This is a genomic window from Marinobacter sp. 1_MG-2023 (assembly GCF_030549045.1).
Taxonomy (GTDB): domain Bacteria; phylum Pseudomonadota; class Gammaproteobacteria; order Pseudomonadales; family Oleiphilaceae; genus Marinobacter.
On sequence record NZ_JAUOST010000001.1, the window covers coordinates 710,405 to 728,637 of the forward strand.

19 protein-coding genes are annotated in these 18,233 nt (G+C 50.9%); 13 read left to right on the forward strand and 6 right to left on the reverse strand.

Features of this window, described 5'->3' with window-relative positions:
- Positions 1 to 3 precede the first annotated feature (3 nt).
- Positions 4 to 1,419, reverse strand: coding sequence for a cbb3-type cytochrome c oxidase subunit I (locus Q4606_RS03225; RefSeq protein WP_303606633.1), 1,416 nt, complete (start codon positions 1,417 to 1,419; stop codon positions 4 to 6).
- Positions 1,420 to 1,429: 10 nt separating this feature from the next.
- Positions 1,430 to 1,879, reverse strand: a complete 450-nt coding sequence (locus tag Q4606_RS03230; RefSeq protein WP_303596631.1) for a cytochrome c — start codon at positions 1,877 to 1,879, stop codon at positions 1,430 to 1,432.
- Positions 1,880 to 2,068: 189 nt separating this feature from the next.
- Between Q4606_RS03230 and Q4606_RS03235 the strand changes: the two genes are divergently transcribed.
- Positions 2,069 to 2,986 carry an AEC family transporter gene (locus tag Q4606_RS03235; RefSeq protein WP_303606634.1) on the forward strand — a complete coding sequence of 306 codons (918 nt, stop codon included), beginning with the start codon at positions 2,069 to 2,071 and terminating at the stop codon, positions 2,984 to 2,986.
- Between the two features lie 22 nt (positions 2,987 to 3,008).
- Here Q4606_RS03235 and Q4606_RS03240 read toward each other — a convergent pair whose 3' ends face one another.
- A complete protein-coding gene (locus Q4606_RS03240; RefSeq protein ID WP_303606635.1) occupies positions 3,009 to 3,656 on the reverse strand; it encodes a cation transporter in 648 nt (215 codons plus the stop codon).
- A gap of 874 nt (positions 3,657 to 4,530) precedes the next feature.
- Between Q4606_RS03240 and Q4606_RS03245 the strand changes: the two genes are divergently transcribed.
- Positions 4,531 to 5,754 (forward strand): CoA transferase, encoded by a 1,224-nt coding sequence (locus tag Q4606_RS03245; protein WP_303606636.1) that lies wholly within the window; start codon positions 4,531 to 4,533, stop codon positions 5,752 to 5,754.
- A 120-nt stretch (positions 5,755 to 5,874) separates the two neighbouring features.
- Here Q4606_RS03245 and Q4606_RS03250 read toward each other — a convergent pair whose 3' ends face one another.
- Entirely contained in the window at positions 5,875 to 6,771 is an 897-nt protein-coding gene (locus tag Q4606_RS03250) for a LysR family transcriptional regulator (protein WP_303606637.1), read from the reverse strand.
- A gap of 147 nt (positions 6,772 to 6,918) precedes the next feature.
- Complete coding sequence (dctP, locus tag Q4606_RS03255; protein WP_368502300.1) at positions 6,919 to 7,938, reverse strand: TRAP transporter substrate-binding protein DctP; 1,020 nt, start codon at positions 7,936 to 7,938, stop codon at positions 6,919 to 6,921.
- A gap of 300 nt (positions 7,939 to 8,238) precedes the next feature.
- Here dctP and Q4606_RS03260 point away from each other — a divergent pair, with 300 nt between their 5' ends.
- The 11 genes from Q4606_RS03260 (at position 8,239) to Q4606_RS03310 (ending at position 17,455) form a co-directional block, all read left to right on the forward strand.
- Positions 8,239 to 9,129 (forward strand): MBL fold metallo-hydrolase, encoded by an 891-nt coding sequence (locus tag Q4606_RS03260; protein ID WP_303606639.1) that lies wholly within the window; start codon positions 8,239 to 8,241, stop codon positions 9,127 to 9,129.
- Positions 9,130 to 9,176: 47 nt separating this feature from the next.
- Positions 9,177 to 9,710: a TRAP transporter small permease gene (locus Q4606_RS03265; protein ID WP_303606640.1), complete on the forward strand. Its 534-nt coding sequence runs from the start codon at positions 9,177 to 9,179 to the stop codon at positions 9,708 to 9,710.
- Positions 9,707 to 10,990 carry a TRAP transporter large permease gene (locus tag Q4606_RS03270; RefSeq protein ID WP_303606641.1) on the forward strand — a complete coding sequence of 428 codons (1,284 nt, stop codon included), beginning with the start codon at positions 9,707 to 9,709 and terminating at the stop codon, positions 10,988 to 10,990. The genes Q4606_RS03265 and Q4606_RS03270 overlap by 4 nt, the downstream gene beginning before the upstream one ends.
- Positions 10,991 to 11,074: 84 nt before the next feature.
- Positions 11,075 to 11,776, forward strand: coding sequence for a 3-oxoacid CoA-transferase subunit A (locus Q4606_RS03275; protein WP_303606642.1), 702 nt, complete (start codon positions 11,075 to 11,077; stop codon positions 11,774 to 11,776).
- A complete protein-coding gene (locus Q4606_RS03280) occupies positions 11,773 to 12,453 on the forward strand; it encodes a CoA-transferase (RefSeq protein ID WP_303606643.1) in 681 nt (226 codons plus the stop codon). The genes Q4606_RS03275 and Q4606_RS03280 overlap by 4 nt, the downstream gene beginning before the upstream one ends.
- Positions 12,450 to 12,773: a 4-methylmuconolactone methylisomerase gene (locus tag Q4606_RS03285; protein WP_303606644.1), complete on the forward strand. Its 324-nt coding sequence runs from the start codon at positions 12,450 to 12,452 to the stop codon at positions 12,771 to 12,773. Before Q4606_RS03280 ends, Q4606_RS03285 begins: the two co-directional genes overlap by 4 nt.
- A gap of 48 nt (positions 12,774 to 12,821) precedes the next feature.
- Complete coding sequence (catC, locus tag Q4606_RS03290) at positions 12,822 to 13,103, forward strand: muconolactone Delta-isomerase (protein ID WP_303606645.1); 282 nt, start codon at positions 12,822 to 12,824, stop codon at positions 13,101 to 13,103.
- 51 nt (positions 13,104 to 13,154) lie between these two features.
- The gene (locus Q4606_RS03295) at positions 13,155 to 14,357 is read left to right on the forward strand and encodes an acetyl-CoA C-acetyltransferase (protein WP_303606646.1); all 1,203 of its coding nucleotides are present in this window, start codon (positions 13,155 to 13,157) and stop codon (positions 14,355 to 14,357) included.
- 61 nt (positions 14,358 to 14,418) lie between these two features.
- A complete protein-coding gene (locus Q4606_RS03300; protein WP_303606647.1) occupies positions 14,419 to 15,255 on the forward strand; it encodes a MaoC family dehydratase N-terminal domain-containing protein in 837 nt (278 codons plus the stop codon).
- Positions 15,255 to 16,415, forward strand: coding sequence for an acyl-CoA dehydrogenase family protein (locus Q4606_RS03305; RefSeq protein ID WP_303607003.1), 1,161 nt, complete (start codon positions 15,255 to 15,257; stop codon positions 16,413 to 16,415). The genes Q4606_RS03300 and Q4606_RS03305 overlap by 1 nt, the downstream gene beginning before the upstream one ends.
- A gap of 215 nt (positions 16,416 to 16,630) precedes the next feature.
- The gene (locus Q4606_RS03310) at positions 16,631 to 17,455 is read left to right on the forward strand and encodes a CoA ester lyase (RefSeq protein WP_303606648.1); all 825 of its coding nucleotides are present in this window, start codon (positions 16,631 to 16,633) and stop codon (positions 17,453 to 17,455) included.
- Between the two features lie 272 nt (positions 17,456 to 17,727).
- Here Q4606_RS03310 and cadR read toward each other — a convergent pair whose 3' ends face one another.
- Entirely contained in the window at positions 17,728 to 18,192 is a 465-nt protein-coding gene (gene cadR / locus Q4606_RS03315; RefSeq protein ID WP_303606649.1) for a Cd(II)/Pb(II)-responsive transcriptional regulator, read from the reverse strand.
- Between the last annotated feature and the right edge of the window lie 41 nt (positions 18,193 to 18,233).

Sequence of the window (18,233 nt, forward strand, 5' to 3'; positions counted from 1 at the left end):
GGTTTACGCGTCCTGCAGTGCAGGGCCGCGGGCTTCCTCAGCAGGGGATGCTTGTCCCTTGATCAGGAAACTGCCGAAGTACACAACAAGCCCGGCCATGAAGAAGCAGCCGGCAATCAGGCGCATCCAGTAGAACAAGGCGATGTTGTCCTGGGTGGCCATGAATGACAGAGCTTCACCGCTTTCAGGGATACGCTGCAGCCAGATTTGCAGAATGCCCGCGCCGGTCAGGAACAGCGTGATGAAAACCATGGAGATGGTCATCAGCCAGAAGCCCCACATTTCCACAACCTGGGCGGTGTTGCTATTGCCGTATGGCCGACCACGCATGATGGGCATGGCGTAGGAAATGATGGTGAGCACGATCATGACATAGGCACCGTAGAACGCCATGTGCCCATGAGCCGCAGTGATCTGGCTGCCGTGGGTGTAGTAGTTCACCGGAGCCAGAGTATGCAGGAAGCCCCATACGCCCGCGCCCAGGAATGCCATCACGGCCGTCCCCATGGCCCAGAGTGCTGCAGCCTTGTTGGGGTGATTACGCTTGCGCCGGTTAATCATGGTGAAGGCGAACAGCACCATCATAAAGAACGGCAAGGGTTCCAGGGCTGAGAACACAGAGCCCAGCCACAACCAGTACTCGGGTGGCCCGATCCAGAAGAAGTGGTGCCCGGTGCCGATAATGCCGGTAATCAGTGCCATGGCGATGATCACGTACAACCACTTTTCGATGACTTCCCGGTCTACACCGGTAATCTTGATCAGTACGTAGGCGAGGATGGCACCCATGATCAGTTCCCACACACCTTCAACCCACAGGTGAACCACGAACCACCAGTAGTACTTGTCGGTGGTCAGGTTACTCGGGTTGTAGAAGGAGAACAGCCAGAGCACTCCCAAACCGATCAGGCCGGTGACCAGCACAATGTTGACCACGGTTTTTCGGCCTTTCAGTGCGGTCATCATGACGTTGAACAGGAACCCTAGAACCACTACAAGTATGCCTATTTTGGTAATCGTAGGTTGTTCAAGGAACTCCCGGCCCATGGTTGGCAAGAGCCTGTTCATGGTGACATCCGCCAGAGTGGCGTAGTCAACGAACAGGTAGCCAAGAATGGTGAGTGTGCCGGCAACGGCAAATACCCAGAACAGGATCCACGCTAACAGCGGGCTGTATAGCTCGGTCTGTGCCTCTTCCGGCACCAGGTAGTAGGTTGCACCCATAAAGCCGAACAGCAGCCAGACGATGAGCAGGTTGGTATGAACCATTCGCGCTACGTTGAAGGGTATTTCCGGGAACAGGAAATCACCCACTACGTACTGCAAGCCCAGAATCAGACCAAACACGATCTGACCGGCAAACAGAACCAGGGCAAAAATGAAGTAGGGCATGGCGACCCGTTGAGATTCGTATTTCATATCTGCTCCCTCAGCCTTCGATGTTGGGTGGCCAGCCGTTATCGTCGATCTTGGATGTCCATTCTAGGAATGAAGACAGATCGTCGATTTCCTGGTCAGTCAGGTTGAATTGCGGCATCTGCCGGCGACCGGGCACGTTAGTGGGCATGGCGTTCATCCAGGCGTTCATGTACGCCTTGAAGACTTCGCTATCAGCCCCGCCACGGCGGTCGAATACGTTGGCAAGTTCAGGTGCAAAGTAAGCACCTTCACCCATAAGGGAGTGGCAGCCGACGCAGTTGTTGTTTTCCCAGACATGTTTGCCTCGGACTACCTGCTCAGTAAGCTGATCCCTGTTGTCTCTTTCGGGCATCGCCCGTGATTGGGTATCAAAAGTCAGGACCAGAAACAGCAGGACGAAGAATGTACTTCCCCCCAGATATATGTTTCTGGCCATGCTTTTGGTAAAGCGCTCGGCCATTGGTCTCTCTCCTTGGTCGTTGTGGAATACCTGACAGCCCTACTAGGATATAAACATGTATTCGTAATGCTGTTGATGATTATCAATCATTGCGGAAAATCACTCTACTGCGCCGGGGAGTTACCTCCAGAGGGGTAGGTGTTAGACTCCGCACCCTGTTTTTCTTCTATTCAAATGTCCGGAGCCGTCATGGCCGCTGCGCTGGCGTTGTTTATCAAACTGATTCCGCTTTATGTCACGGTTGCTCTCGGGTGGCTGGCTGGCCGCTACCTTGATGCCAGCGGCAAGCATATTGCGGGCATCATGCTTTATATTGTTACGCCGTCGGTGGTGTTCTCCGGTGTGATGGCGGCCCCGCTTTCACCCGAGGTGATCTTCCTGCCATTTTTGGTGTTCGGGCTTTCATCGGTTTTGGGAATACTGCAGCTTAAGCTGGCGCGGCGAGTGATTACTGACGGCAGTGCCAGCATCATTCCGTTGTGTGTGGGGTCGGGCAATACAGGCTATTTCGGGGTGCCGGTAGCGTTGTTGCTGTTTGGCGAGGAAGGGCTGGGGCTCTACATCGTCTGCATGCTCGGTACCACCCTGTTTGAAAACTCGGTGGGCTTCTATCTGGCTGCGCGCGGTCGATATGATCTGAAAGAGTCTTTGTGGCGAGTCGCCAAGCTGCCTTCGGTATATGCGTTTCTGGCAGCGGTGATCCTCAATCTTTCGGGTGTTGGCATTCCCGATGTGTTTATGCCGCTTTTCGATAACCTGCGCGGTGCCTACAGTATTCTGGGCATGATGATCATTGGTATGAGCATTACCAGTTTCCGTGGGTTGGCGGGTAACCTGCGGTTCACCGCGCTGGCATTTTTTGGCAAGTTTGTCGTTTGGCCGGTAGTTGCAACGGCATTCTGGTGGCTGGACTCACAGGTGCTGGGTATTTATGAACCGGCGGTGCACAAAGCCATGTTCCTGATCTCCATTACTCCCATCGCAGCCAATACCGTTGTCATTGCAACTTTGTTGGACACTTCTCCTCGACAGGCCGCAGGCACGGTAATGCTTACAACACTCTTCGCCCTGTTGTTCATTCCTGTGATGATCTCTCTGGCCTTCTAGCGTCTTTGGCCCTGCATGAGGCTCAGTGGCTCTCCACCGTACCGGCATTGCTGATTCGGGTGTGGGCCTCAGATATATCAACCCGGGCATGGCGCACCACACTGATTCCTGCCGTGATGGCCAGAGTGCCCATTATGGCGGCGACGATAAGGTCCGGCCAGGCACTTGCAGTGCCGAAAACACCCAGCGCGGCGGCCATGACAGCGATGTTGCTGATGGCATCATTACGGCTGCATAGCCAAACCGATCGCATGTCTGAGTCGCCACTGCGAAACCGGAACAGCATAATGGCAACGCCGGAGTTTGCTACCAGCGCCAGCAAACCAACCGCTCCCATGGTAAGCGGTTCGGGAGTGATGCCTTGTTCCAAAACCCAGATGGCTCGTGCCCAAACGGCGATACCGAACAGCACCATGGTAATCCCTTTAACCATGGCCGCCCGGCCACGCCAGAGCATGCCCATTGAGAGCACAGAAAGCGACAGAATATAGTTGGCGCTATCGCCAAAGAAATCGATGGCATCAGCCATCAGCGATACCGAGCCGGACTGTAAACTGGCGACGCCTTCGACAAAAAACATGGCCAGGTTCACCCACAGGGCAATCCAGAGTGCGCGACGAAAACCGGGAGCCGGAGATTGCGGCTCCGGGCCAGAACAACTGCATGCCATAAACACCTCCTGAGTAGGTAGGTTTACATTAAAAGCCCTGTAGTTGCTACAGGGTCAATATCAACCATGTCTTTTGCAGAAGAAAATTGCACGGGATTAGTTGAGCCCTACAGGAGGCTATTAGTGTCAGCTAAGACCTCTTCGCGGTGTACAAAGCCACCGTTGAAATCACCGCAATCTGATTGGCGCTAGGGCTTGATACAGACAACTGGTTTTTTATCGAGCAGAAATCCGCGGAGATTTTTTAGCTAACGTGGATTCAATTGTGTTGGCGCCAAGGATTAAAAGGTACGGCTATTCTCTCGCTTTCATACTGATAGGTATCAACAGAATGTTGTAGGCGCGAATTTCGGCCGGGTTTCTCGACAATGTCATCTCGTCCAGCATAATCGGTGCAGAACTGGTTTAGGGCTTAACTGCGTAGCAACATGGGTCGATTCTTCAACAAGTAATTAAATATTCCATAACCCCCTCTTTTGGAATGACTAATGGACTTTGGTGTCGCGACCACCGTCTAATGATCCCGTGGCTGCGACTGTTGTGGTCCAATTGTTTCTGGCGTCAATGTAGGCGGGGCTTAATGCCGCTCTATGAGAGGTGCCCGTTGATAAGGGGCGGCATTTTTTTTCGAACTCAAGCGGAAATCTGCCAGTCTGGTACTTGATGAAAATACCCTCCAGGTCAAAGCAATTTACGAAATTGCTTGTGGATGTGTGTGCCTTCTCAAAGAAGGAAACGCTGTCTCTTGGCCTCGATATCTTGTGCATATTGGTCTTAGCTTGCCGGCGCTAGCACCTGGAAAACTTACAATACTGGCCGATACAAGTTGGTCCCTATAGTGGTGACGAACAGCGGCTATACCGAGATGATCAATATGCAAAATATTCTGTCCGGACTCCGAGTAATTGAAGGCAGCGCGTTTGTAGCGGCGCCCTCCGGTGGCATGACCCTGGCTCAGCTCGGGGCAGACGTCATTCGTTTTGATCCCATTGGAGGCGGGATGGACTATCGCCGCTGGCCTGTGACAAATAGCAACGAGAGTCTTTACTGGCATAGTTTGAATAAGGGCAAGCGGTCCATCGCAGTAGATATCCGTCGACCGGAAGGCCAAGAAATTCTCTCCCGGCTGATTACCCTGCCGGGGGACGATTGTGGCATGTTTCTCACCAATTTCCCGGCCAAGGGTTGGCTTTCCTATGAGCGTTTAAAAGAACTCCGGAAAGATCTGATCTATATGAACCTTATCGGTGACCGTCATGGGAGAAGTGCGCTGGATTACACAGTCAACTGTAAGGTTGGTTTCCCCTCTATCACAGGTGTTGGTCGGGCAGATGAGATTCCGCCCTTGAATAACCCTATGCCAGCCTGGGATGTAATCACCGGTCAGCAAATCGCTTTGGGTTTGCTGGCTGCCGAGCGCCATCGTTCCCGTACTCGCCAAGGCCAATTGGTAAAAATTGCCTTGGCCGATGTGGCTCTGTCTACGCTAGGCAATTTGGGCTATATCGCTGAAGCTATGATAAATGAGACTGAGCGTGAGGCCATCGGCAATAATATCTTTGGTACCTTTGGCCAGGCCTTCGAGTGTAATGATGGTGAACGGGTAATGGTTGTGGGGGTTAGCCCGAATCAGTGGAAGGCTATTGTTTCTGTGTCTGACACAGAAAATCAGCTTCAGGAGCTTCAGGAGCGGATGGGGTTAGATTTCCGTAAAGAGGGAGATCGTTATCACGGCCGAGACGAAATTACTGCCATCCTCAAGCCCTGGTTCAAACGGCGGCCATTCAGTCAGGTTAGCGCTGAACTGGATAATGCGGGGGCTTGCTGGGGTAAATATCAGACCATCCATGAAACTGTGAACTCAGATATTGACTGTTCCACTGATAACCCGATGTTTCAGATGGTAGACCAGCCAGGAATTGGTGCATACCTAATGCCTGATCACCCACTTCAGTTTACTGGCGTAAACCGCGACCCGGTGCGCCGTGCACCAAAACTCGGTGAGCATACCGAGGAGATCCTGGCGGAGACGTTGGGGTTGACCGGCAGTGAAATCAGCAAGTTGTTTGATGGCAAGGTTGTAGCCAGCTGCGGTTAGATAAGAGCTCGCATTGAGCTGAAGCTAGCACACACTGGGTAGCTTGTGGCGCTATACGATGTAGTGAGGCTGGCCAGTGAACTCCGGTTGTTAATGCTATAGTTGGAGGCTGAATGTGCCCTAACGATTGAGTGCCCTCAGGTCGTCGCAGAATTCACGGGCGAAGGTTGGCAGGGTGTCGAAATCCTCTGCACAGAGTTGGAAGTTGCGTTCTGCCCAGTGGTCAGTCAGTTTTACCTGCTTTATATTTTTGGTTCCCTTGTGGCGGGCGAACCCCAGCTCAGAAACAATAGCGATGCCCAAATTGGCGACCACCATCCGGTAGATGGCGTCATAACTCGCGACTTGGACTCGGATGTTCAGTGTTATGTGCAGTTTCTCCGCTTCTTTCATCAGAAATTGGTGGATCGCCGAGCCTTCCAACAATGAGATAAGAGGGTAGCAAAGACACTCTTCAAAACTGATACTATCGCGCTTTGAAATCGGGTGTCCTTTGGGGCAGATTATAATCAAGCGGCTCTCAGCAAATGGCAGAGTCTGTAAACCGGCCGTCACAATATTGCCTGACACGATACCAAGATCTGCGCCGCCTTCCTTGACGGTACGAACAATTTCCTCGCTGGTTTTTTCTTTCATCTCGATATGCACGCTGGGATGCGACTGCAAGTAATCTCCCAATATGTTTGGAAGCAGCTCGGTGATGGCTGTGGTGTTGGCGAGTAGCCTAAGTTGCCCAGTGATACCTAGGGCGAACTCCTGCAGGTCCCCAGTGAGAACTTCCAGTTGTGAGGTGATTTTGCGGGCATGATGCAGGTACACCCTGCCTTCATTGGTAACCTTCACCCCTTGGGAGTTTCTTTGCAGCAGCCTCAGTCCGAGTTGGTCTTCCAGATTACGGATGCGGTTGCTTGCGGCGGGGACAGACATGTGGCTTTGCTCAGCACCCCTAGACATGCTCTCGGACTCAGCAATTTTGATGAATAGCCGAAAATCAGTTAGGTCATACTTGGTCGCCATCGTTCCCCATCCAGTTATATAGCAGTTCGAGTGTAAGTTTAAACTACATGAATTCGAATGGTTGAGCCACAAGAGGTTTTCAGACCTCTTAGACGATAAACCCCCGCAGTTGGGCGGGGGTTTATCGTAGTGATCAGTCTTGAATGATCAGAGCATTTGTTCTACTACGGCGTTTGCTGGCAGCCCGCGTTTTTCTAACGGTTCCGCCCAGTCCTTGTGTACTTGGGTTAGCTTTTCTTGAATGTTCTTCAACTCAGCTTCTGGCAAGTACAGCGGTGAAATTCCGTGTTTTTCTTCTAAAACAGAAATGGCCTCTTTCTCGGCGCGATTCACATAGTCGCAGTGATTCTGATTGGCGTACTGACCGGCTTTTGTCAATATTTCTTTGTTTTCCGGAGAAAGCTTTTCCCAAGTCCGGTCGCTGATAGAGTATGTGACATTGAAGCTGCCAACACTCAAATTCGGAACCATTTGGTCCAGCGCTGTTTCCAGGCTCCAGTCCTCGACACTGATGAGGCCCCAGAAGACGCCATCCAGTGTGCCTCGGGACAGAGACGGTAATACATCAGAGCCCTGCATGCGGATGGGATTTGCACCTAAACGGTCAGCTGTCATCGCCATGGCTCCCCCTGCAGTGCGGAGCTTCAGCCCAGAAATATCCAGTGGTGTGGATAAGTTCTGTCCATTGGTAAGAATTCGATAGGGGCCAAGGTTAGCAGTAAACAGAGGTCGAATATTTTTTCTCTTGTATTCTGCCTCGTAAAGAGACTCGCCAGGTTGAACCAGATCGTTAAATTTTTCTGCAGCGGTGCAGGAGTCGGTAACCATGCCTGGGAGTTCCACCACAGCCGAAAGAGGCAAGTGCTCGGAGAGGTAGGCTGGTGCGACGTTGGCAATATCAGCTACGCCTGATTGCAGCAGAGTCAAGGCCTCGGAGCCTTTACCCAGTTGCTCGGCCGGAAAATATTGAAAACTGATGCGACCATCAGACAGTTCGTCTACTTTTTTCATGAATGCTTTGGCCCCGTAGGTTGTCGTAAAGGCGGATTCCGGCATCCAGTCGGCGAATCGCAAAGTTACATTGTCTTCGGCGTTGGCGGTAGCGACTGACCCTATGGTCAGCGCTGTTGTTACGCACACTATGAGAAGACTATTTTTTTTGCTCATATTTTATCCTTTTTGTTGGGTTTTTATGAATGGCATGTTTCAAAACTAACAGAGTTATGGTGCTGGTCTATTTATCATTTGTTTAGTTGGTTTTAATGCTTGGTTAATGGGTTAGCGGGCAGCTATCCTACCATGCGTTGCCGTAGCTTGGGTTTAAGATATCGTTAAGAGTGGTTTTGGCTTTTATGTATTGACTGTTTTACCGCGCTTGGAAGATATTGAAGGTCTGCTGAGAACTATGATTTATTAAAAATAATTCGGCTGTAATAATTTTAAGAAACAATATTAAAGGTGACAGCAATGATTCAGACTCGGCAAATCGGTGACGCTAAGGTCACAAATATTATCGAGTACTCCGGCCCCACCCATGATCCAGCTTTCCTGTTTCCAGAAGCAGAGCGCGTGGATATTGACCGGCTGGAAAGTCAAATGGCACCGAATCATTGGGTGCCCCATATGGGGAAGCTGATCGTCACCATTCAATTTTGGGTTGTCCAGGCGGGCACAGACATTATTGTTATTGATACTGGTGTGGGCAACTTCAAGCCTCGCGAAAGCATTCCGCGCATGCACATGCTCAACAGCCTTGTTCGCGAGTGGCTGGTTGCGGCGGGAGCAGCTCCTGAAGACGTTACTCACGTAGTGATAACTCACTTGCACGCTGATCATGTCGGTTGGAATACCACTTGGCAAGATGGTCGTTGGGCTCCTACTTTTCCAAATGCGACTTATCACTTTCCGGTTGATGATTTTACTTTTTGCAAAGAAGGTAAAAACAAAGAGCCGGGCGTCATCGACGTTTTTGGAGACTCATTTTTCGACAGCGTGATGCCCATTATGGATGCGGGCCTTGGAAAGATGATGCGGCCTGGCGATGAAATTGCAGATTGCCTGACAGTGCATGGCGCGGAAGGCCATAGTCCAGGGCAGGTTGTTTTCCGGCTGGAATCGAAGGGCGAAGTCGGCGTTTTCTCAGGTGATATTTTCCACAGTCCTCTGCAGATCATGCGTCCTGAGTTCAACTCCGGATACTGTATTTGGCAAGAAAAGGCGCGGGAAATTCGCTTGGAACTGCTGAATGAGTTGGCTGATGAGTCTGCATTGCTGCTGCCAGTTCATTTTGGCGCTCCCTATTGCGGATATGTGCGTCGTCAGGGCGATGGCTTCCTCTTTGAGCCAGCAACTTGGTAGCTGGCTCTTCAACGACTCGGGCTTTATAACAAAAAGAGGGTTTCAATTTGAGCACGTTAGCCAATTCTCCCAGTCCAGTTAAATATTTAGATTGCCCTGTACGGCATCTAGAAAACCTCTTGGTTGCTATTGCCGCATTAATGATTCTGGTGGCGATGGTGGTGACTTGTATGGATGTATTCATGCGGTACGTTCTCTCAATGCCGCTCAGTTGGTCGTTTGACTTCATTGTGTTGTATCTCCTGCCAGGCTCCTATTTTTTGGCCTTTTCCTATGCGCTCAGAGTCGGCACCCATCTGAAAGTGGATTACTTTGCGTCCTACATTAATCGGCGATTGCGTGGGTTAGTGTTGTTTTTAGTTGGTCTGATATCTGTTGTTCTATTCGCCTACATCTCTTGGTTTTACCTGATTGAAGCCTATCACGCCTGGCAGGATGGAGAGGTGATGGGAGGCGTGATTCCGTGGCCCGTGTGGCCGGGCGACTTCATTGTATTTATCAGTTCGCTGGCCTTTGCATTGCGGTTGTTAATTGTCAGCTTGGAGCACCTTCAGCTGCTACTAGTAGGTGCTGAGAAATGACAGTCTATCTTCCGTTCATAATACTTTTTATCCTGCTGGCCTTTGGCGTTCCAGTTGCGATCAGCCTTGCATTAGCGGGCTCTCTTGGCATCTACCTGGCTACCAACGCTGATGTACTTGTAGGTATTTTGACAGCGTCACCCGGCTCAGCATTGACTACCTATGAGCTGCTCACGATTCCCATGTTCATTCTAATGGCTGAATTTATGGGGGTAAGTGGTATTACCTCTTCATTGTTCAAGGCTATCGCAAAATGGACTAATAATATTCGTGGTGGCATCGGTATTGCCACCGTAGTCACTGGAGCAGCGTTTGGGGCCATCTCTGGTTCCAGTACTGCAGCCGCTGCGACCCTTGCAAAAACAAGTATTCCAGCGATGCGGGAGCAGGGTTACAGCGATGGTATGGCAGGCAGTGTTGCTGCTATTTCGGGTACCATTGCAATGCTAATCCCTCCCAGTGTGGCCTTGATTTTTTATGGGCTTTTGAGTGGCGTCAGTATTGCCGATTTGCTGATTGCGGGAATCGTGCCGGGCATTTTGGTGGCATTGACGATTGCACTGACCATCAAGGTTTTATTGTGGCGAAACCCTCTGCCAGAGCAAAGCGTGAACTACAGCATGGCCGAGAAGATACAGTCGCTAAAGGTTGCTGGCCCATTTGTTGTTCTATTCCTACTGGTGACTGGGCTTATCTATAGCGGTATTGCCACGCCGGTTGAATCTTCAGCTTTAGGTGCTTTCGGAGCACTGTTGATTGCGGCTAAATCAGGTAATTTGACTCGCTCACGTTTCGGCGAAGCGCTATTCAATACTTGCTCTGTCTCTGCCATGATTGGTTTAATTATTGTTTGCGCCCACATTTTCGGTTACTTCATTACGTTTACTGGTGTTACACGAGATATGATTTCTTGGGCTGGAAGTTTAGAAGTTTCTCCATATGTGATACTTGCAGTGATCGTTTTGATGTATTTGGTATTAGGGTTGTTTCTGGATCTTATCTCTATATTGATTTTGACGGTTCCTGTGGTTTTGCCGCTTGTGACAAGTCTCGGGTTTGATCCGCTGTGGTTCGGTATTATTGTTATCTTGTTGGCAGAGATCGGTATTGTAACTCCCCCGGTAGGGATCAATGTATTTGTAGTTTCAAAGTCTGCTGAAATTGCCGTGGAAAAGATATTTTCCGGTGTAATGATTTACGTTTTATCTCTTCTTTTTTTAGTTTTAATACTTATCGCTTTTCCTGGTCTAGTTCTTTGGCTTCCGTCAACGTCTGGATGATTGCTTATTGTTAAATAATTCGTGACTAATATAGCGATCTACTATTCCTTGTTATTTATTTGTTGAAATCAAAAAGGGTCTCCAATGATCAATAAACAGATTAGCCGTCCAGAGGACGCGATTTCCCGGATAAAGGATGGCGATGTTGTTGCCATTGGGGGATTTGGTGGGGCCGGAGCTCCGAACGTGTTGATCGATTCGCTTATTGAAAATAGTGATGCGAAAGATCTAACGATAGTGAGTAACAACGCAGGACAAAACGAAGAGGGTATTGCCGCTCTGCTGAAAACGGGCAAGGTCAGCAAAATTGTCTGTTCGTTTCCTCGTATGAAAAACGCTTACGTTTTCGAAGAGCTCTATCGAAATGGTGAATTGAAACTGGAGCTGGTTCCACAAGGCAATTTAGCTGAACGCTTGCGTGCCAGGGGGGCTGGTATTGGTGCGTTCTTTACACCGACTGGGTATGGCACTGCTCTGGCTGAAGGAAAAGAAACCCGAGAGATAGACGGCATTCAGTATGTATTGGAGCACCCCATCAAGATTGATGTTGCCCTTATCAAGGCAAAGGCTGCAGACCGATTCGGTAACCTTGTTTACAACAAAACAGCTCGCAATTTTGGGCCGGTAATGGCCATGGCTGCAGACATCACAATTGTAGAAGTCAGTGAGGTAGCGCAGACCGGCGAACTGGACCCGGAAAATATCGTTACTCCCGGTATTTACGTGGATTATTTTTTCAACATCGGAGGTCGCTCTGATTTGGGCGATAAAAGGTGGAAGTCGTGAATATAGAAGAGAGAGTTGCGCTAGCGGGTCGGGTGGCCGAAGCCGTACCGGAAGGAGCTTACCTGAACTTGGGAATTGGTTTGCCTACCCTAGTGGCTAACCGCTTAGGTACCGAGGACAAAGAGGTCATATTGCACACGGAAAATGGCGTGCTGGGCCGATGGATTGATGCGCCGGAGGGCGAGCAGGATTCGGACCTGATCAATGCAGGCAAGGTGCCCATCAAGCTACTGCCTGGTGCGGCGTTTTTTCACCATGCAGACTCCTTTTCAATGATGCGCGGAGGACATCTTGATATCTGCGTGCTGGGAGCCTTCCAGGTTTCCGCTAGTGGTGATCTTGCGAATTGGCATACCGGCGACCCCCAAGCAGTTCCAGCTGTTGGTGGTGCTATGGACCTTGCCATTGGAGCTCAACAGATTTTCGTGATGATGGATCATGTGGATAGGCAGGGTAAGCCCAAAATTGTCCGGACCTTGACCTACCCGCCGACAGGGCTTGGCTGCGTGACCCGAATCTACACAAATATGGGAACGTTTGAGCCGATCCAACACGGAAGCAAAGTGAAAGCTCTGTATATCAACCCTGAGCTAACTTTCGACCAAGTTCAGCAACAGACCGGAGTGGAGATTGATTTCTCCATGCTGTCAGAGACCTGCCGAGGAAGTTCATTATGATAAGAATTGTTTACCTTCTGGTAAGACCGGAGGGAATGACACCATCAAAATTTGCCGAGGAGTGTCAGGTTCATTACGACATGTCTCATGACGTTCCTGCATTGCACAAATATGAGGTGCGACTGGTGAACGAGGAGCCATCAGATACCCACGTGCCTTATCTCGATATCGGACCGTTTGATGCGGTGGCGGAATGCTGGTTTGAAGGTTCTGAAAAGTACGAAGAATATCTTGCCTCTGATATCCGAAAAGCGTGGTTTGAGCACGGAAAGACCTTTATCGGACAACTTAAGCCGATCTATACGCAGGAACTCTGCTGAATTTCGGATTTCCCATTAGTTATACAAAAATATTTCGGGAGTGACCCTATGCTATTTCTTGTACAGATGAAAGTGAATCCACCGACCCACCTGGCGCCTGACGAGTTTGTGCGAATCAAGGACGAAGAAAAACACCGTGCCCTGGAAATACAGCGGCAGGGAAAATGGCCGCATTTGTGGCGGGTTACAGGAAAATATTCCAACGTAAGTGTATTTGATGTCGACTCTAATCAGGAGCTCCATGACTTGCTGACATCTCTGCCGCTCTTTCCATATATGGACGTAAGCATCACTCCTTTGAATGTGCACCCAAGCGCACTGAGTGACTGACCTAGAAGTCATTAGCCTCTCCTTGAATAACGAAACCCTTGAGGTGACATCATGCAACAACGACGAGCAGCCATAGTTTCTCCTGTACGTACCGGTGTGGGCGCATTTGGTAAGGCACTGCGACCTGTATCAGTTGAAGATCTGATCGCGACCGTGGTCAAGGAAACCATCAAGCGGTCAGCGATTGACCCTGCATTGATTGAGGATGTGATCGTCGCGCAATCTTACGCTAACAGCGAAGTTCCCTGTGTGGGGCGTTGGGCCGCATTACACGCCGGCTTGCCTGAGAATGTGCCGGGTATGCAGGTGGACCGTCGCTGTGGCGGCGGCCTGCAGGCCATCATTAATGCGGTGATGATGGTGGAGTCCGGTGCTTGCGATGTGGTTGTTGCGGGTGGCGTTGAGAGCATGAGTAACATCGAGTACTACTCCACGGATATGCGTTGGGGTACGAAAGCTGGGTCCGTCACCATGCATGACCGGCTTGAGCGTGGTCGGGAGCGTTCCCAGCCGAGTGATCGGTTCGGCTATATCTCCGGGATGATCGAGACGGCGGAAAACCTGGCTACGAAATACCAGATTTCACGCGAAGACGCAGATGCTTATGCCATGCGCAGTCACCAACGTGCTGCTGCGGCGTGGGAGGGAGGTCGGTTTAACGATGAAGTGGTACATATCTCCATTCCGCAGCGCAATGGTGAGGCTGAAGTGTTCTTCAGGGATGAAGGTATTCGTCCTACTACCACCATGGATACCCTCGGTAACCTCCGCTCTATTATCAAAGATGGCACTGTGACAGCGGGCAACTCCAGCCAGCAAAGCGATGCAGCAGCGGCCTGTCTGATTGTGGCTGAAGACAAGTTGGCGGAACTGAATCTAGACCCTATGGGGTTCATGGTGGGTTGGTCTGCAGCGGGCTGTCACCCGGGGCTCATGGGAATCGGCCCGGTTCCGGCGGTTGAAAAGCTGTTCCGTAAAACGGGGCTTGGCTTCAACGACATGGGATTGGTTGAAGTTAACGAAGCCTTTGCCTGTCAGGTTCTGTCAGTACTCAAAGAGTGGGGATGGGACGATCACGACCGCCTTAATGTTAATGGCTCTGGCATTTCTCTCGGGCATCCCATCGGTGCGACAGGCGTTCGCATCATGACCAGTCTGTTGCATGAAATGAAGCGCCGTAACAGCCGTTACGGCCTGGAAACTATGTGTGTTGGGGGCGGGCAGGGCATCGCTGCGATTTTCGAGCGAGCTTGAGATCCGGTTGCATTCAACTTCGTTTTTAAAACGCAAAATACGCATTGATAGAGGCAGTTCAATGTCAAAAATACCTGAGGACTGGGTTGGCAAACAGGAATCTTGCGTTGATAAGCTTGATGCCTCCCATGCAGATCGTATTGCCGCCATGTTGGCACGACCTTCCCCACAAGAAGGAAGTGCTTTATGCCCTCTTTGGCACTGGGCCTTCTTTCAGATTCCGGTTCCACCTTCCGGAACCGGGCTGGATGGCCATATCGCGCCGGGTGAATTCTTGCCGAAGTCTGAAGGGAATACTCGCATGTGGGCTGGTGGCAGGGTTGAATTCCATCACCCACTGTTAACCGGGCAGCTGGCAGAGCGACAGTCCCGTATCAAATCGGTCGTCGAAAAAAACGGCCGCTCTGGGAAGTTGTTGTTTGTGATGGTTGAGCATGAGTTCCGCCAGAACGGCCAACTGTGCCTTAGTGAAGAGCAGGACATCGTTTATAAAGCGCCCGCAGCCCCGAAACTGACTTTGGATAAGCCGGTGAATGAAGCCCAGTGGAGTGAGGAAATTACACCGTCGCCGCTGCTCCTGTTCCGCTATTCCGCAGTTACTTTTAATGGACATCGTATTCATTACGATCGGCCCTACACCACCGAGGTAGAGGGTTACCCTGATCTGGTTGTACACGGCCCGCTAATTGCCACATTGATGGTGCAGGCTTTTCTGGATGCCAATTCGGGACTTAAGCCGGTGCGCCTGTCATATAAAGGATTAAGACCGTTGACATTGAACAAGTCTTTCAACGTTGAAGGTCGGATCAGCGATGTCGGTAAAGCCATACTCTGGGCTACCAACGAAGATGGCCCGGCCCATGAAGCTGAAATTGAATTCGAGGAGAATAACGTATGATGAATCCAGCGCTACAAGAATTTGAAGACATTCGGGAAGGTGTCCGTGGTTTGTGTCAAAACTTCGATGCAGCATACTGGCGCGGCGTAGACGAGCGCAAAGCGTTTCCGGAAGAGTTTGTTACGGCGATGACCGAAGCTGGCTGGCTGGCGGCCATGATTCCGGAAGAATATGGTGGCTCCGGACTAGGTCTGGCGGAGGCCTCGGTTATTTTGGAAGAAGTAAACCGGAACGGTGGTAACTCCGGTACAGTCCACGGCCAGATGTATAACATGTTTACCTTGCTACGCCACGGCAGCGAAGAGCAAAAGCAGAATTACCTGCCAAAAATTGCCGTTGGGCAATTGCGCCTGCAGTCCATGGCGGTCACTGAGCCTACGACGGGCACAGATACCACAAAGATCAAAACCACAGCTGTGCGCAAGGGCGACAAATACATCATCAATGGACAAAAAGTTTGGATTTCACGGATCCAGCATTCGGACCTGATGATCCTCCTTGCCCGCACTACTCCGCTGGGAGAGGTAAGTCGTAAATCCGAAGGAATGTCGATTTTTATTGTTGATCTGCATCATGCCATCGGTAATGGTCTTACGGTGCAGCCGATTGCCAATATGGTGAACCATGAAACCAATGAGCTCTTCTTCGACAATCTGGAAGTGCCCGCTGAAAACTTGATTGGGGAAGAAGGCAAGGGTTTTCGCTATATTCTCGATGGCCTCAATGCCGAGCGAGCGTTGATCGCTGCCGAGTGTATTGGCGACGGTCGCTGGTTTATTGAAAAAGCTCGCAAGTACGCCAGTGAGCGTGAGGTGTTTGGCCGGCCAATCGGTCAAAACCAAGGTGTTCAGTTTCCTATCGCGAAAGCGCATATAAACGTCGAAGCGGCGGATCTTATGCGCTGGCGTGCCTGTGAGGAATACGAGAGTGGTCGAAATGCCGGTGCGAGCGCCAATATGGCCAAATACCTAGCGGCAGAGGCGTCTTGGGAAGCTGCCAACGTATGCCTACAGACCCATGGTGGCTTTGGCTTTGCAACTGAATATGATGTCGAGCGAAAATTTCGTGAAACCCGCCTATATCAGGTAGCGCCAATCTCCACCAACCTGATTTTGTCATATGTGGCCGAACATCTGCTGGAACTGCCGCGTTCATTCTGAACTATCGGGTAATCCAGAGAAGCGTAGAGGCGACCATGTGGACAGTTGCAAAATAGGTCGTTGCCTCTTGAGCGCTCATAATACTGCATTAGTTTTTGGCGGACGCCAATGTGCCGGTGGAGAACCTAGCACACGGCGTGTCTCCCGAATTGAGCAATTTGAAAGTCCTAGTCTGGTTTGACCAGTAACAGAATGTCGACAACAGGTTCCTGATAATGACACACGACAATCCTAAAACAATGCTATTTGTACCGGCTTCTAGGCCGGAGAGGATAGCAAAGGCTTTTGCTAGCGGTGCTGAAGCGATCATTGTGGATCTCGAGGATGCGGTGCCGGCTGAGGCCAAGGAAGCTGCACGGCAAGCGCTGGACGATTTTCTGAATGAGCATGACGGTCCTGGCATTTACGTTCGGATCAACGCCCGTGGCACAACATTTTTCGAAGAGGATCTGGCGCTGTGCAGCCGGCAGGATAGGGTGATCGGCATTATGCTGTCGAAAGCTGAATCGGCACAAGATATCGACGGGGTGGCGACGGCGTGTAAGCCTGTTGTTCCCCTAATTGAAAGTGCCAAAGGCTTGGTTGCCATCAATTCAATTGCCGCTTCGCCTGCTGTTAACCGGTTGAGTTATGGTGGACTTGACCTCTGCCATGACCTTGGTATCGAAGGCAACACCTCCGGTGCTGAAACCATCATGGATCAATGCCGGTATCAAATTCTGGTCAGTTCTAGGGCAGCTGGACTTTTGCCGCCCATTGAAACGGTATTTCCAGACTTTGATGACAAAGAGGCCTTGTTGGCCCGCGTGCAACGGGCTCGGAATATGGGTTTTTCCGGCATGTTGTGTATTCATCCGAAACAGGTTGCTACAGTGCAATCTGGTTTTGCTCCCGCTCAGGAGCAGGTGGAGTGGGCCCAGCAAGTTATCTACGCGGCTGAATCTAGTAACGGAGCCTTTAAGGTCGATGGCCAGATGGTTGATGCACCAGTTATCGCGATGGCTAAAATCATTCTTCAGCGTGCACAGGGGGGCAATTAACGAGTCAGACGATCACTCGTCGCGACTGCATAGCTTCCAAATACGTTACAAAGTGATATAGCTTCGGCATGTTTGGCGTTATACAAAGAGGTGCTGGGTCAAAATGGCGATTGTGGGCTGTCATCCAGTGGTTCACTGTCTTGCAGTCGCTGCCTGGCGGCGACGACATGGCCCAGCCAATGAATTACTTCGCGCTCAGATCAAGAACAACCGCCAGATAGCCCCAGCCTACCCCGCATCAAATATTATAGTGAGCCGTTTTGGCCGGGATCTTAACCGTAACCTGGTCTGTGGGTACCAGGCACGTGATTCTCGTGGTCTCTGCTCTTGGACTGAAGACCCTCGATTTCGGCGTTGAGTCCGTCCAGAATGCCACACTCCTTTACTGTACCTGCATCCGAGCAGGCTTTTTGCAGTTGCTGCAGGGTTTTCTCAAGGTTTTTCAGCTCTTTCAGTCGGTCGCGTACATGGTTCAGGTGGTGGGCCAGCAGCGCATCGACTTCCTGGCAATCTGCTTCAGGGGTTTCTGAAAGCCGGATCAGTTCGCGTATCTCATCCTGGGCCATATCAAGACTCCGGCAGCGCTTGATAAACAAAAGGCGCCCCAGATGTGAGTTACGGTAGGTGCGGTAACCGTTGGTGTCGCGGTCCGGGTTGGGTAGCAGACCGATTTTTTCATAGTACCGGATGGTTTCCACGGGAATGGCCGTGGCTTTTGCGAGTTCACCGATTTTCACGTTCGATTGCCTCTGTCGATGCCCTGGGAATGTTCTGAATC